Source organism: Corynebacterium sp. HMSC036D03 (genome assembly GCF_001836185.1).
Lineage (GTDB): Bacteria > Actinomycetota > Actinomycetes > Mycobacteriales > Mycobacteriaceae > Corynebacterium > Corynebacterium simulans.
In genome coordinates this window covers 354,827-367,257 of the sequence record NZ_KV827737.1, presented here as the reverse complement: position 1 = coordinate 367,257, position 12,431 = coordinate 354,827, and the positions used below count along the sequence as shown (strand labels likewise).

The following is a 12,431-nucleotide window of genomic DNA, read 5'->3' as shown; positions in this document are numbered from 1 at the left end:
AGTACAGTTATACGGAGCAACAAAAGGAGTCACAGCCAACATGAGCATTGCCGTACCAGGCCCCAATCCCGCCGACGTCGCCGAGCGTCGCCGCACGCTACGCAAGTACCAGTGGGGTGTCACCGGCCTTTTGATCTTGGCTGCCGTCATCTTCTTCGCATGTTCCTGGTGGCAGCATCAGGACGCGAATGCTCCGGCTTGGGTGGGGTTTGTGCGCGCGGGCGCGGAGGCCGGCATGGTCGGCGGCTTGGCTGACTGGTTCGCGGTTACCGCCATCTTCCGCCACCCCATGGGCATTCCGATTCCGCACACGGCGCTCATCCCAAAGAAGAAGGATCAGGTCGGCGAGGCCTTAAGCACCTTCGTGGAGGAGCAGTTCCTCACCCCGGACGCCCTCTCGGCGAAGATTTCGGAAAACAACATTCCCGAAAAGGCCGGCGCCTGGCTGGCCCAGGAGCCTAACTCGCAGCTAGCCGCGCAGAAGGCGGCCGATATCCTGGCACGCGCTGTCAATAGCTTCGATTCCGCCGAGGCCGAGGACCTCATCCGCACCCAAATCCTCGACCGCATGCTGGAGCCCGAGTGGGGCCCGCCGGTGGGACGTTTGCTGGAAGGCTACATCGCCGATGGCAAGGCAGAGCCGCTTGTCGACGACCTCATTGACTGGGCGCATGCCAAAGTCCTCACCCTTGAAACCGAAGTCATCGAGCTTGTCGACGAAAAGATGCCGGCTTGGCTTCCCCGCTTCGCCCGCGGCATGGCCGGTGACAAGGTTTACGTCGCCATCGTGGAGTGGGCCTCCGAGGTCAAGTATGACAAGAACCATGCTGTGCGGCAGTCTATCCGTCGCAACCTGGAGCTGTTTGCACGGCGCTTGCAGGACGACCCCGAGATGGTCGCCCGCGTTGAGGGCATCAAGCAGGAGATGATGAACTCCGAGCAGGTACAAGCCATGCCGGGGGCGGCGTGGGAGGCCTTTAGGGCGGGCGTCGCCAAGCAGGCGAGCGAACCGCAATCCTTCCTGCGCACCAAAATTGCGACCGAAGCACAGAACTTCGGCGTGCGCATTCAGCAGGACCCGCGTTTTCGTGACAAGGCGAATGAAATCGTGGATAAGGCCGCGCGCTGGGCGGCGGAGAATTTCGCCGGAGACATCATCAGCATCATCCCGGAGACCATCAAGCGCTGGGACGCCACCGAAGCCGCCGAAAATATCGAGCTTTTGGTGGGCAAGGATCTGCAATTTATCCGCCTGAATGGCACGGTTGTGGGAACACTGGCAGGATTGGTGATCTACACCGTAAATCACCTCGTCTTTGGTGCTTAAAGGAGAAAAATAATGGCTAATTCCTTCGTTAATTCTTTGAAGACCGCGGGCGCTTCTGGCTTGGAAGCCGCCAAGGATTTTTCTAGCCGCGTGAAGGCAGAGCACGCGCAGCAGCCGAAACCGGAAGGCTCTTTCCTCGACAAGGTCACCGGCACCGCCCGCGGCCTTGGAAAAAGCGTCAGCAACGCCGCCGGTGAGGTGCGTGACTCCGAGGCTTTTGCCCGCGCTCGCAAGGACTTTAATGCGGCCTATGAGGAAGGCCGCGAGGGCGTCGAGAGTGCGATTTCCAGCGTGAAGGAAAAGCGCTCCGGCTCCACCTCGGCAAACGGCAACATCATCGACGGCGAGGTCATTGCAGAAGGCGAAGAAAATCCGTTTGGCCCGGCCCGCTAGGCTGGGATACCTATGGACATCATCATTTACCTTCTCAACCACGCAGCCGGGTGGTTCTTTACCATCTTGAGCATCTTCGCCATTGTTGGCGCCATCCTCGCCGCCACCACTCGCGAGGATGCCTACCGTGCCGGCGACCGCAAGAGCAAGTGGACCTGGGTGGGCATGCTGGCAGCTTCCGCGCTGGCGCTGAACTTGCCGTTTTCTTTCCTGCCGTGGATTGGCGCAGTCGTGACCGGCGTCTACTGGTTCGACGTCCGCCCGCAGCTCAAGGCCATCGTCAACGGCGATTACAGCTACTAAGATGCGCAATCTCTTAAACGCTGCTCTCGACGACGTCCGCGCCGCCGCGCAGCCGGATGAGGCCCTGCTCGTCGCGCCCACGCACGTGCTGGCTGCACAGGGCGCCGCCCACGTGGTCACCGTCGCCGGCTATCCCACCGGCCGCCACCACAGCCTCATCAAGGCCTCCGAGGCGCGCCTGGCGGTGCAGTCTGGCGCCGCGGAGGTATGGGTCGCGGTAGACGCCCTGCTTGGCGACGCCACCAGCTTGCTCACCGATCTCATCACCGTCCGCGAGGCCTGCCCGCAGCCGGCCCAGCTTGGGCTTATCCTTCCCGCGAGCGAGAATGCTCTCGCCGCGGCGCAAGCGGCAGCGCAGGCGGGCTTCGATAAGCTCGTCTATTCCTCGCCTGCCCAAGCCGAGCAATTACAAGAAAAGCTCACGGGCCAGCCGGCAGGTTTGTTGCCTGCCGAGGTCTGGCCCGCGAGCTAGCCTAAGTGCAAACGCCTTTTAACGGCCTTGTTGCGCGGGTGCTGGGGTGCCTTCCTTCGCGCCTTTGCCCGCCGCATTGGCGGCGCTGCCCAGCTCGCTCATCGGCACGTCTTGGCCGGTGATGGTGAGGTTGAGCTCGCCGTCTGCCACATCCACCTCGTCGACGCTCAAGCCCTCGCCGATGAACTGATCCTTCATGCCTTTCTGCAGCGCAGTAGAGATGGCGTCGGTTGCCTCCTTTGGCAGGTCAAAGCCCAGCAGGGAGGCGTTCTTTGCCGTGATCGACAGGTTTCCGTCCTGCGCCTTCGGCTCCAACGCGAGATTGGCGAGGCCGCCAGCGAACTCGACGTCGAGAAGATTCTCGGCGTCGTTAGCCGTGATGTTGGTGACCACCAAGTTGCCGACCTGTTCGCTACCGGACTCGTCTGCGATGCCCTTCTGGAAGGTGGCCAACAGGTAATCATCTGGAACCTTGGTGGAAGCTCGGAGGGAGCCTGCCACCGGGTCATCGGACAGCGTCATGTCTTCGATGTGGACGTTGGTAGCCGGCTGGCCCTTGATCTCGGTGCCGTCGATCTGCAGCGTGGACGGCGTTTCCATGTTCATTTCGCTGAGCTTGCCACCGAATAGTCCAAGCAGGATAGGAGTGGTGCCGAAGCTAATGTTCGGATCCTCCTGGGACTCAATTCCTTGGTCCTTGGCGGCCTGGGCGAACTGGTCTTTCATTTGGTTGCCCATGAACCAGCGCAGGCCGAACTCCGCCAGCAAAATGAGAACGAGGAATGCCACGAGCACTCCGATGAGTATTTTCCAAGCCAGAGACGTCTTCTTTTGAGCCATACCTACCAGTGTTACTTATGTGAACTCACAGCGCCAATGAGGGCAACCTGCTTCACAGCTTTGGCGCAACGACTTCCCAGTTAACGCTCAAGACGCTATCGCGCATTCTCCTGCGCACCGGATGCACGGGCAGCCCCGCATCAATCATCGCCTGTTGCGCCATTCGCCAGCGCACACGAGGCCCGTGGGGAGCCCACCCCGCGGCGTGATCCCATGCGCGGTCGGCGGCCTGCAAAAGCTCATGAATCGGCTCGCCCGGAATGTTGCGGTGGATAAGTATCTTGGGCAGGCGTTCCGCTAAGTCAGAGGGACGCTCCACGTTGAAGGGATCCCATGCCAAATGCAGGCTCTGCGGGCCTTCGCGGTTGAGCAGGATCCAGGTGGATAGCCTGCCCAGCTCATCGCAGGTGCCTTCCACGAAGAAACCACCAGGGGCCAAGCGCGAGGTAACCTCTTCCCATGCCTCGGGAACCTGGGAGACATCGTATTGGCGCAGCACATTGAAAGCACGCACCAGCTGCGGGCGATACCCCGCCAGCTCGAAGCCTCCCAGCTCGAAGGTCACGCCGTCGCGAGGCGGCAGCACGCGCTCCGGCGCAATCTCCAGGCCGGTCACCCGCACACGGGGATTGACCCGCCGCAGCCAGCCCGCCCATTCCACGGTGGTGAAATGGGACGCGCCATAGCCGACGTCGAGAGCCAGCGGCTCCTCCACGGACCGCAGCAAAGCCGTGATGGAGGGGTGTGCGGCGACCCACCTATCGCAGCGACGAAGCCTGTTTTGATTGGTGGTACCGCGGGTAATAACGCCGAAAGGCCGACCCGCACTCGCGCTTGCGCGCAGGTTATGTGCGTGATCGGCCATTTCTGTTAAAAGTAGCGTTTAGAGGTTGTCAGCGATCCACTGCTCGGTCAGCTTGCCCTCGTTATTGAAGAGCTCACCTAGGGCATCGGCAACTTTCGGCTCGATGGCAGCGCCCATCATCGGGATCTTCACGGAGATCTCGTTGACGTAGGACAGGGTGGTGGTATCACCCTCGCCGGTCAGGGCGATGTCGCCGCCGAAGTCAACAGGGGTTCCCTTGACGTCTGCGGTGTATTTAACATCGGCAGCATTGCCGTTGAGCTCACCAATGGTGACGACACGCTTGACCTTCAGGTCCTGAGAAACCATGGCGCGGACAGCTTCAGGCAGCAGGGTGGTTGGCAGCACCTCGAAGAGGATGGCTACGTTGTTGGTGAAATCATGAACCTGGCCCGGATCCGGAGAAAGGTTAGCAACAATGTGCTCCCAGTAACCCTGCGTGAGCAGCGCCTGGTGAACCTTTTCGATGGGCTGATTGATCGTTACGGTGTTTTCGCTACGGGTTGACATGCTTTACAGACTACCTTGGTAGACGTGCTTGATGAATTTATGACCCAGAAGCTCTCCGCGATCGACGGCCTCGTCCTCGACACGGAGACCACCTTCGCAGACCTGACCACCCTGCGCGTAGGCGGCAAACCTGAGCTGTGTTTGCGGGCCACGCTTGCCGACGCCGCCATTTCCGCTGTCAAGGCACTGGATCAAGCTTCTATTCCTTTCGTCGTGGTGGGCGGCGGTTCTAATCTCTTGGTCGCCGATGAGGGCATCGATGTCGTAGCACTCGTCCTCGACTTCGCTGAGGTGAGCGTGGACGCGGAGACTGGCGTGGTCCGCGCGGAAGCCGGCGCGAACTGGGACGAAGTGGTTGCCGCTTCCGTGGAGGCGGGCCTCGGCGGCATCGAGTGCCTGTCCGGAATCCCGGGAACCGCGGGCGCTGTGCCGGTACAAAACGTGGGTGCGTATGGCGCAGAAATCTCGGACGTGCTTAACCGCGTGCGCCTGTATACCCGCGAGACCGGTGCCGATGAGTGGGTTCCCGCCTCCGACCTGGACCTGGCTTATCGCTACTCCAACCTGAAGTTCACCCACCGTGCAGTCGTGCTCGAGGTGGAACTGCAGCTTTCTACGGATGGGCTTTCCAAGCCGCTGCGCTTTGGCCAGCTCACACAGACCCCGGGCGAGCGCCGTCCCGTCGCGGAGGTGCGCTCGCAGGTGCTGCAGCTGCGCCGCGGCAAGGGCATGGTCTTGGACCCAACCGACAACGACACTTGGTCCGCCGGCTCCTTCTTTACCAATCCCATCGTGGACTCTGCGGTTGCCGATAACATCCAGGAAATCGTGCGCACCGAACGCGGCGCCGAGGACGCAGACCGCATGCCGCGCCACGCCGTCCTCGCAGGCTCGGACGGCGAGGAAATAAAGCTCTCGGCCGCCTGGCTCATCGAGCGCGCCGGGTTCGCCAAGGGCTATCCGGGTGCTGGTCCGGCTACCTTGTCCACGAAGCACACTCTCGCGCTGACGAACCGTGGGGCCGCGACGGCCTCCGACATCGTGGCGTTGGCGCGCGAGATTCGCGCGGGCGTCGCCAAGCGCTTCGGCGTAGAGCTCGTGCCGGAGCCGGTCTGGATTGGGGTGTCCATTTAGGGCGTCCTGCCCCAGGACGTACCGCTGTGTGAAAATACGGCCTTCCAATTGCGCGAATTGGAGGGCCTATTTACATTGAGAGGTATCCGTGTGCTTGGGGGAGCACGCACACTTGGGGGAAGTAGAGGATGCTGCAACCAATTCGGGGGAAACACTCGCGCACCATTGACCGTCTCGTGGCGAAGGGCAAAGCCGTGCGCATCACGCCGGGCCTGGCGTTGCCGCGCCAACCCACCCCGCGCGAACTCGCGGGGATTTTGAACGAGCGTTATCCTGGCACCGTGCTGGATGGAGGCTCGGCCGTTGCGGTCTATACAGAGCGCAAGCTGGAGTTTCCGCTGCAGCTCATGGCGGCACGTCACGCTCGCACCTGCGCGTATTTCTCCACGCGGCGCGCCATGCCCAAGGGCCCATATATGGTCAACGGCCTAAACGCGTGCAATCCGCTGCAAGCGCTGGAGGTTGTGGAAGAAGACAAAGCCATCGAGTTCTTGGAGCGTTTCTGCAACGGCAAGGATGGCCACCAACGGCTGGCCTTTTATAAGGAGGATTTCCAGCGCTTTCCCTCGCGCACGCGGCGGATTATGCAGCGTAGCGTCATCGGCAGTGATAGCAAATACGAGCGTCTTCTCACCCAAGCCCTTGCCGATGCCTGCCTCGCAGTGGCCAACAACCAACGCATCGGGCCGTATTACTGGGATATCGTGCTGGCCAAGGAGAAGGTCGCAATCGAGATAGATGGCTACGAGTACCACAAAGGTGAGCGCATCCAACGTTTCGAGCTGGACCGCCAGAAGCTCAACGACGCGGTGCAGCGCGGGTGGAAGCCGCTGCACTTCACGGCGGGGATGATTGAGCATCATCTGCAGGTTGCCATCGACCAGGTCATCGCCGTGGCCCGCGGGGGAGGGCAGTTGCTGCCGCCAGCGTGGAAGTGGCATCACTATTTCCGCTACGAGAACGTGTGGCGGTGAGCGCTGTGCCCGCGGCACCGTACTTCTGTGTGTATTTAGTGCAGGAAATAGGGCCGGTTTGAGGGGGCTATTTACACAGGGAGGTACACGCACACGAGGGAAGCAGCTACGGTGGTGTCCATGATTGCGCTTGGCTGTACCTCAATGACTCCGCACTCCTATCCCGATTCCCCGCGTCGCGCCGAGATGGTCGATGTCCTGCGTGGCGCGGTGGAGGCAGGCGTAGAGCTCTTCGACACCTCTGAAATCCAGGGGCCCTTCACGGGCGAAGAAATGCTTGGCGACGCCCTGGGCAACCGCGCCCGCGTCCTCACCAAGTTCGGATGGGAGATTAAGGAAGGAAAGCCCACCGGCGCTTTGAACTCGCGCCCGGAGGTTATTCGCGCGAGCGCCCATGGTTCGTTACGCCGACTAAAACGGGAGCGCTTGGACGTGTATATGCAGCATCGCGTGGACCAAGACGTGCCCATTGAGGAAGTAGCGGGCACAGTAAAAGAACTTATCGATGCAGGTGACGTGGCCGCTTTCGGGCTGTGCGAGGCAAGCCCGGAGACCATTCGCCGCGCGAACAAGGTCTGCCCGGTGACGTATCTGGAGTATGAATACTCCATCTTCAGCCGCGACGTAGAAGAAGAAATCATCCCGCTAGCCCGCGAATTGGGCGCGGAGTTTATGGCCTATTCACCGCTGGCGAAGGGGCTTTTGGCAGGCCGCAGCGAGCCAGATGATGATTCTTCCTCGCCGCGTTTGCACTCTGCGAACTTCGCGGCCAACAAGCAGCTGGCGCAGGAAGTGGCGGCAGCAGTGTCTGACCGCAACGTCTCCGAGATAGCGCTGGGCTGGTTGCTGGCCAAGGACGTGGTGCCGATTGCCGGTTCGACGAACCTCGCACGGATCAAAGAAAACCTCGCAGTCACTGCGCTGAGCGCGCAGGAGTGCGAGGCCGTTGACGAGGTACTAAGCCGAAAGCCCGTGCAGGGCGCGCGGTTGACGCAACAGCATGAAGGCTTCGTGGATAAGGGCCGTAGATAAGGCCCGCGGATAAAGGTTAGGCCATAACCTCGAGCCACTCGTCCTTCTTGGACAAGAACTCGCGGGCGGCTGCCTGTGCGCCTTCGAGGGAGTGGCTGGCGCCCCAGCCGCATTGGCGCTCGTTGGCGGCGGGAACCTCGGTGGCGTGGAGGATATCCTCGAGGCCGTGCTCGAGTGCGTTGAGCAGCTCCTCTTGCTCCATGCCGTTGGTGATGGCATAAAAGCCGGTCTGGCAGCCCATCGGCGCAAAACCGATGAGTTTATCGGTGTAATCGCGCATGAAGTTGGCCATCATGTGCTCGATGGAGTGCACAGTGGGCATTTCGAGGTGAGCCTCATTGGGCTGGCAGAAGCGCAGGTCGTACTTGATGATCTCGGCGCCGCCTCCCAGCGGGGTACGGCCGGCCACGCGGACATAAGGGGCCTTGACGTTGCGGTGGTCCAGCTCGAAGGATTCAACATTGCTGCGTTCAGTCATATATAACAGCCTAGTATCTACTTGGCGTGCCACGGGTGTCACTTCTCTGGCAGCTAGCTGAATGTGCTTAGTCTGGCGAAATGAGCCAGCAGGAGCCTTCCAAGATTCTTCCCCCGCACAGCACTGAGGTGCTGGACATCGACCAAACGGAGAGAAACCCGCTCTCGCGTAAAAACCGCCTGCGCAAGGAGAGCTGGGGTCTTGTGCTGCGTCGGACATGGTCGGACTATTTCCTTGAGGGGCTGGGCGACCGCGGCGCGGCGATGACCTATTTCACGCTTATGGCTTTTGCCCCGACCGTCCTGGCCGTTTATTCGATTGCCACTTTGCTTTTTGCCAATCGGAAGCAAGAGGTGGAGCAGCTGACTGAGCAGCTCATTCAAGATTATCTGCCGCAGGACGTTTCGGCGCAGGCTACGGACATCGTGAATACCATCGTTGGCTCGAGTGCAAAGGGCACCATAGCGCTGGTTTTATCCGTGCTGGTTTCCTTGTTCTCGGCCTCTGGTTACGTCCGCGCTTTTTCGCGCACCGCCAACATGGTCTATGGCCGCGTGGAGGGCCGCGGGCTGTTGCGTACCTGGGCGATGATGTGGGTTCTCACCATCTTCTTGGTGGTCGGCGCGGTGATTTTGGTCTTTGCTAACCTGCTGCGCGATACCGTCATCACTGGGCTTATTGAACCCGTCTCGCGTCCGCTGCATCTGGAATCCGCCGTGGATTTCTTGCTGCGCATTTTCCTTCCTGTGTGGAACTGGCTGCGCTTTCCGGTGACGGTGGTGATGGTCATGGTGCTGATTGCGGTTCTCTATCACTATGCCCCGAACGTGCGCCCACCGCGCTTCCGTTGGATCACCTTGGGCTCTGTGGTGACGCTGCTTGTCAACGTCGTGGTGTGGTGGCTCTTCGGTCTCTACCTGAGCCATTTTGCAGGCGTGAGCGCCTATGGCGCGCTGAGCACCGTGCTGGCTTTGTTCGTTGCAGTCTGGATTATGAATACCGTGCTGATCTTGGGGCTCAAGCTCGACGCCGAGGTTCTGCGGGCGAAGGAGCTGCAGATAGGCCTCGAGTCGCAGCACTACATCCAGGCAGCGCCGCGTTCTGACGTCGCCGCGCGCGCCCAGGCTAAGACCCAGAAAAACCTTGAGGCGCGAGGCGACGCCATCCTCAGACACGGTGCTGAGGACGGCGGCGACGCCGAGGACTAAACCGCGGGGTAGATGCCGTCCTGGCCGAGGCGGGCGGCTTCGACGTCATCGTCAACAACGCCGGCATCGCTCCGCAGATCCCGCTCGAGGACATCACCGAAGAAGAAGTCGACAAGATCTTCAACGTCAACTACAAGGGTGTCCTGTGGGGCACGCAGGCTGCGGCCAAGAAGTTCAAGGAGCTCGGTCACGGCGGCAAGATCATCAACGCCACCTCCCAGGCCGGCATCAAGGGCAACAAGGGCATTCCACTCTACAGCTCCCCCAAGTTCGCCGTGCGCGGCCTGACCCAGGTCACCGCCCGTGACCTTGCGGACGACGGCATCACCGTCAACGCCTACGCGCCGGGTATCGTAAAGACTCCGCTCATGAAGGGTCTTGCTGAGGAACTCGCAGAAAACGCTGGCAAGCCCGCCGAGGTGGGGCTGGGAGCAGTTCACCAAGGACACTTCCTTGGGACGCCTTTCCGAGTCTGAGGATGTTGCCAAGATCATCGGCTTCCTCGCTGGTTCCGACTCTGACTACATCACCGGCCAGACCATCATCGTCGACGGCGGCATGGTCTTCCACTAAAACGCAGGTCGACTATCAGTGAAATGATCGTTGGAAAACTTAGGTGCGCTGACATGACATGTGCTGTTCGCCAGAGCTTGGTGATGAGGGCGAAAGTAGGGCAGCCGCGTCCGGGGAGGATAGACCTAGCGAAGCGTATGAGACGAGAGGATTAGAGACCGCTCTAGCGCCATAGCCCCCTGCTCAAATAGTTCCACTGCTTGTTCACGCTGAGCCTGGCTTAACTTGCTGCTGGATGCATAGAAAAACTCCCCACAATCTGGTTTCTGATTTTCAGTCCGGATTATGGGGAGTAGTTCACTTTGACACCTTTACGGTTAAAGCTGCGGAAAGCCCGCACCGCAGTAGGGGGCGCGGGATCTGGAAATTTCATGCATATTTTGTTTGCCGAGGGTGTGCTGCGGCTCTGAATTCTTTAGAGCCATTCAGCGCCGGGTAAGCGACCGCCCGTGACGAAATATATGATCTTGATAACACCCCAAATTATCCAAGCGAACAGTAGAGGGGATAATCCGGAAAGAATAGAGAATGCAACCAGCAACCACGATTGGCTTTTGTATGCAAGGACTCCAGCTGCTACACCTATGGGTACGGTAATGATGAAATACGGCATGGTCCCTTCCGGAAAAATGGAAGGAAAAAGATACGGGAACGCAATCGCAGTTGTTGAGAGTAAAGCTGAGAGAAGTTTACTTAACTTTAGGCTCTTGTTGCTTTTGTGCCTGTTCATTTCTTTCTCCTTCCCGGACCGTTGGGGATCCACTATGCTAATGGATTGCACAGGGCGGAATTGAAATATGTAGCAATAGCAAGGGCCATCGCGTTTTCTCCGACTCCATTGAATTTGCCCCGGTTTTTACGAATTCCTTGAACCAGCTCCCTGTCGCATGAGCAAGCGAAGTATCCTCGCGAGCCATAGCATTTATCATGCTTTTGGCAGAGAGAGTCGAGAGTATTGATTGGGGCACCCGGACCACTGTGCCCTGGGCCGCACCAGTTTCCATACCCAGGCATGTCGCGCGTTTCAAGGCTGTATATCATGACCTCGTTATTGTCGGCTACGCGGTTGAGGTTTTCTCCTGCGACGAGTAAATAATGCGACGCATTTTCTTCTTTGGCTTTTTCGGTGTCGAAATGGCGTTGTCCGTCCGCCCGATATACGAGGTAGTGAGACAGTGTGGCCATCGCAGTATCAAAATCTGTTGACTCTGATACCTCGCTTGCAGGGATTGCTAAAGCTTGATTGCCAACTAAGTTTTTGTCTTGCGTGCTATCAGCTGGGGATGCGGCGGATACTGTTGGGGTGGTCTCCAGAGCAAAACTTCCGGTGGGGGTAGCGAATATTGTTGCGGCTACAACAAGAACGGGAAAGACTTTTTGGAATGTATTCTTCAACTTCATTTCCTTAATTCTCTTGTCAATCTGGTTTTGTTGAGGAAATTACTGAAGAATTCAAGAGATGGCAATACTTTTACCCAAATTTTCATGAACTTTTGTCTTGTAGTGTGTTGCTTTATCGTTCCAGCAGCCGTTCGATGAGCTGTACCGTGGCGCGATACCACCAAAACCCAATCGCGAAATGCTCCATCATGATCACCTTGTTTGGGTCATTGCTGTGTCGAATATCAAACTTATATGGGACCTTGCACGTTGGAAGGGGGCGGCTTCGCCGTTAGTGAGCAGATGGGTCTTCAACAATTGTCTCTTATCCCCAAGAATGTACGCCAGGTTTGTGCAGGCCGCTCGTTTGTCAGCGGTCGTAGCGTCTCGCTTGCGATAGAGGCGTAGCGCTGTATCCATGCGACTTTGTGAATCCTGACTGTTTAGTCGCCATGAATCCTCTACGAGGGGTTGGTACGGAACATTCGTGTCATCGAAGGCCTTATTGATCAGCGATCCGGTGAAACAGCGGGTTGCGATTGCATTGAGAGAACCGACCTAGCTTATGGCCCCAGTAGAGATTGGGGCTGATTATCGTGTTTACAACTTGCGCTCTTCGGCATTGGAAAACCTCTTGCACAAGGTATTTGTGGTCGTGCGGTTGAAGGTGTCTCAGGTTGGGATCGATGGGCGCACCTACAATCCACATGAGTGGTTCGTCGCGCTGCTTCCGGTGATCAATCAAGCGATTCAGATGATTCAGACTGGCGATATCGTTTCCGTCGTTTATGACCCTGAGAAGCAAAAGTTGGTCGAGCGTTAGCTGAAACGTAGCCGTCAATCATCACTTTGGTGTCGGCGTGCGGCAGGCGGCGGCCTTGACCGGACGGCCAGCGGCCCCCAGGTCGAGCGGCGAACGCAGCCACACCAGGTTCTTCGCCT

At 59.0% G+C, this 12,431-nt stretch carries 17 protein-coding genes; 11 read left to right on the top strand and 6 right to left on the bottom strand.

Annotation, left to right across the window (positions count from 1 at the left end; translation table 11 throughout):
• Positions 1-40: 40 nt before the first annotated feature.
• Genes HMPREF2692_RS06535 through HMPREF2692_RS06520 form a run of 4 tightly spaced genes read left to right on the top strand, consistent with a single transcriptional unit; the run spans position 41 to position 2,495 of the window.
• Complete coding sequence (locus HMPREF2692_RS06535; RefSeq protein ID WP_070496988.1) at positions 41-1,327, top strand: DUF445 domain-containing protein; 1,287 nt, start codon at positions 41-43, stop codon at positions 1,325-1,327.
• Between the two features lie 12 nt (positions 1,328-1,339).
• A complete protein-coding gene (locus tag HMPREF2692_RS06530; protein ID WP_062036082.1) occupies positions 1,340-1,720 on the top strand; it encodes a hypothetical protein in 381 nt (126 codons plus the stop codon).
• 12 nt (positions 1,721-1,732) lie between these two features.
• Positions 1,733-2,023, top strand: coding sequence for a DUF2516 family protein (locus HMPREF2692_RS06525; protein ID WP_062036080.1), 291 nt, complete (start codon positions 1,733-1,735; stop codon positions 2,021-2,023).
• Between the two features lies 1 nt (position 2,024).
• Positions 2,025-2,495 (top strand): hypothetical protein, encoded by a 471-nt coding sequence (locus HMPREF2692_RS06520; protein ID WP_062036078.1) that lies wholly within the window; start codon positions 2,025-2,027, stop codon positions 2,493-2,495.
• Between the two features lie 18 nt (positions 2,496-2,513).
• On the opposite strand, the gene HMPREF2692_RS06515 is transcribed toward HMPREF2692_RS06520, so the two are convergent.
• From HMPREF2692_RS06515 to HMPREF2692_RS06505, 3 genes are read right to left on the bottom strand one after another with little or no spacing between them, the layout of a single operon-like run.
• Entirely contained in the window at positions 2,514-3,335 is an 822-nt protein-coding gene (locus HMPREF2692_RS06515; RefSeq protein ID WP_062042475.1) for an LmeA family phospholipid-binding protein, read from the bottom strand.
• Positions 3,336-3,387: 52 nt separating this feature from the next.
• A complete protein-coding gene (locus HMPREF2692_RS06510; protein ID WP_061920285.1) occupies positions 3,388-4,200 on the bottom strand; it encodes a class I SAM-dependent methyltransferase in 813 nt (270 codons plus the stop codon).
• Positions 4,201-4,218: 18 nt separating this feature from the next.
• Complete coding sequence (locus tag HMPREF2692_RS06505; protein ID WP_061920287.1) at positions 4,219-4,710, bottom strand: DUF2505 domain-containing protein; 492 nt, start codon at positions 4,708-4,710, stop codon at positions 4,219-4,221.
• 24 nt (positions 4,711-4,734) lie between these two features.
• Here HMPREF2692_RS06505 and HMPREF2692_RS06500 point away from each other — a divergent pair, with 24 nt between their 5' ends.
• The 3 genes from HMPREF2692_RS06500 (at position 4,735) to HMPREF2692_RS06490 (ending at position 7,850) form a co-directional block, all read left to right on the top strand.
• Positions 4,735-5,844 (top strand): UDP-N-acetylmuramate dehydrogenase, encoded by a 1,110-nt coding sequence (locus HMPREF2692_RS06500; protein WP_070432511.1) that lies wholly within the window; start codon positions 4,735-4,737, stop codon positions 5,842-5,844.
• Positions 5,845-5,972: 128 nt separating this feature from the next.
• Positions 5,973-6,818, top strand: a complete 846-nt coding sequence (locus tag HMPREF2692_RS06495) for a PDDEXK family nuclease (RefSeq protein ID WP_061920290.1) — start codon at positions 5,973-5,975, stop codon at positions 6,816-6,818.
• A 120-nt stretch (positions 6,819-6,938) separates the two neighbouring features.
• On the top strand, positions 6,939-7,850 hold the full coding sequence (locus tag HMPREF2692_RS06490; RefSeq protein WP_070518601.1) for an aldo/keto reductase: 912 nt from the start codon (positions 6,939-6,941) through the stop codon (positions 7,848-7,850).
• Between the two features lie 16 nt (positions 7,851-7,866).
• Here HMPREF2692_RS06490 and HMPREF2692_RS06485 read toward each other — a convergent pair whose 3' ends face one another.
• Positions 7,867-8,328, bottom strand: coding sequence for an S-ribosylhomocysteine lyase (locus tag HMPREF2692_RS06485; protein ID WP_062036065.1), 462 nt, complete (start codon positions 8,326-8,328; stop codon positions 7,867-7,869).
• A gap of 80 nt (positions 8,329-8,408) precedes the next feature.
• On the opposite strand from HMPREF2692_RS06485, the gene HMPREF2692_RS06480 reads away from it, so the two are divergent.
• From HMPREF2692_RS06480 to HMPREF2692_RS13355, 3 genes are read left to right on the top strand one after another with little or no spacing between them, the layout of a single operon-like run.
• A complete protein-coding gene (locus tag HMPREF2692_RS06480; protein ID WP_061920296.1) occupies positions 8,409-9,536 on the top strand; it encodes a YihY/virulence factor BrkB family protein in 1,128 nt (375 codons plus the stop codon).
• A gap of 20 nt (positions 9,537-9,556) precedes the next feature.
• Complete coding sequence (locus HMPREF2692_RS12645; RefSeq protein ID WP_082778537.1) at positions 9,557-10,012, top strand: SDR family NAD(P)-dependent oxidoreductase; 456 nt, start codon at positions 9,557-9,559, stop codon at positions 10,010-10,012.
• The gene (locus HMPREF2692_RS13355; protein ID WP_160330552.1) at positions 9,990-10,109 is read left to right on the top strand and encodes an SDR family oxidoreductase; all 120 of its coding nucleotides are present in this window, start codon (positions 9,990-9,992) and stop codon (positions 10,107-10,109) included. The genes HMPREF2692_RS12645 and HMPREF2692_RS13355 overlap by 23 nt, the downstream gene beginning before the upstream one ends.
• A 415-nt stretch (positions 10,110-10,524) precedes the next feature.
• Here HMPREF2692_RS13355 and HMPREF2692_RS06470 read toward each other — a convergent pair whose 3' ends face one another.
• A complete protein-coding gene (locus HMPREF2692_RS06470; RefSeq protein ID WP_062042456.1) occupies positions 10,525-10,839 on the bottom strand; it encodes a hypothetical protein in 315 nt (104 codons plus the stop codon).
• A 32-nt stretch (positions 10,840-10,871) separates the two neighbouring features.
• A complete protein-coding gene (locus HMPREF2692_RS13250; RefSeq protein WP_201040627.1) occupies positions 10,872-11,510 on the bottom strand; it encodes a phospholipase A2 family protein in 639 nt (212 codons plus the stop codon).
• Between the two features lie 544 nt (positions 11,511-12,054).
• Between HMPREF2692_RS13250 and HMPREF2692_RS06455 the strand changes: the two genes are divergently transcribed.
• Positions 12,055-12,312 (top strand): hypothetical protein, encoded by a 258-nt coding sequence (locus HMPREF2692_RS06455; RefSeq protein ID WP_061920320.1) that lies wholly within the window; start codon positions 12,055-12,057, stop codon positions 12,310-12,312.
• Positions 12,313-12,431: the final 119 nt, after the last annotated feature.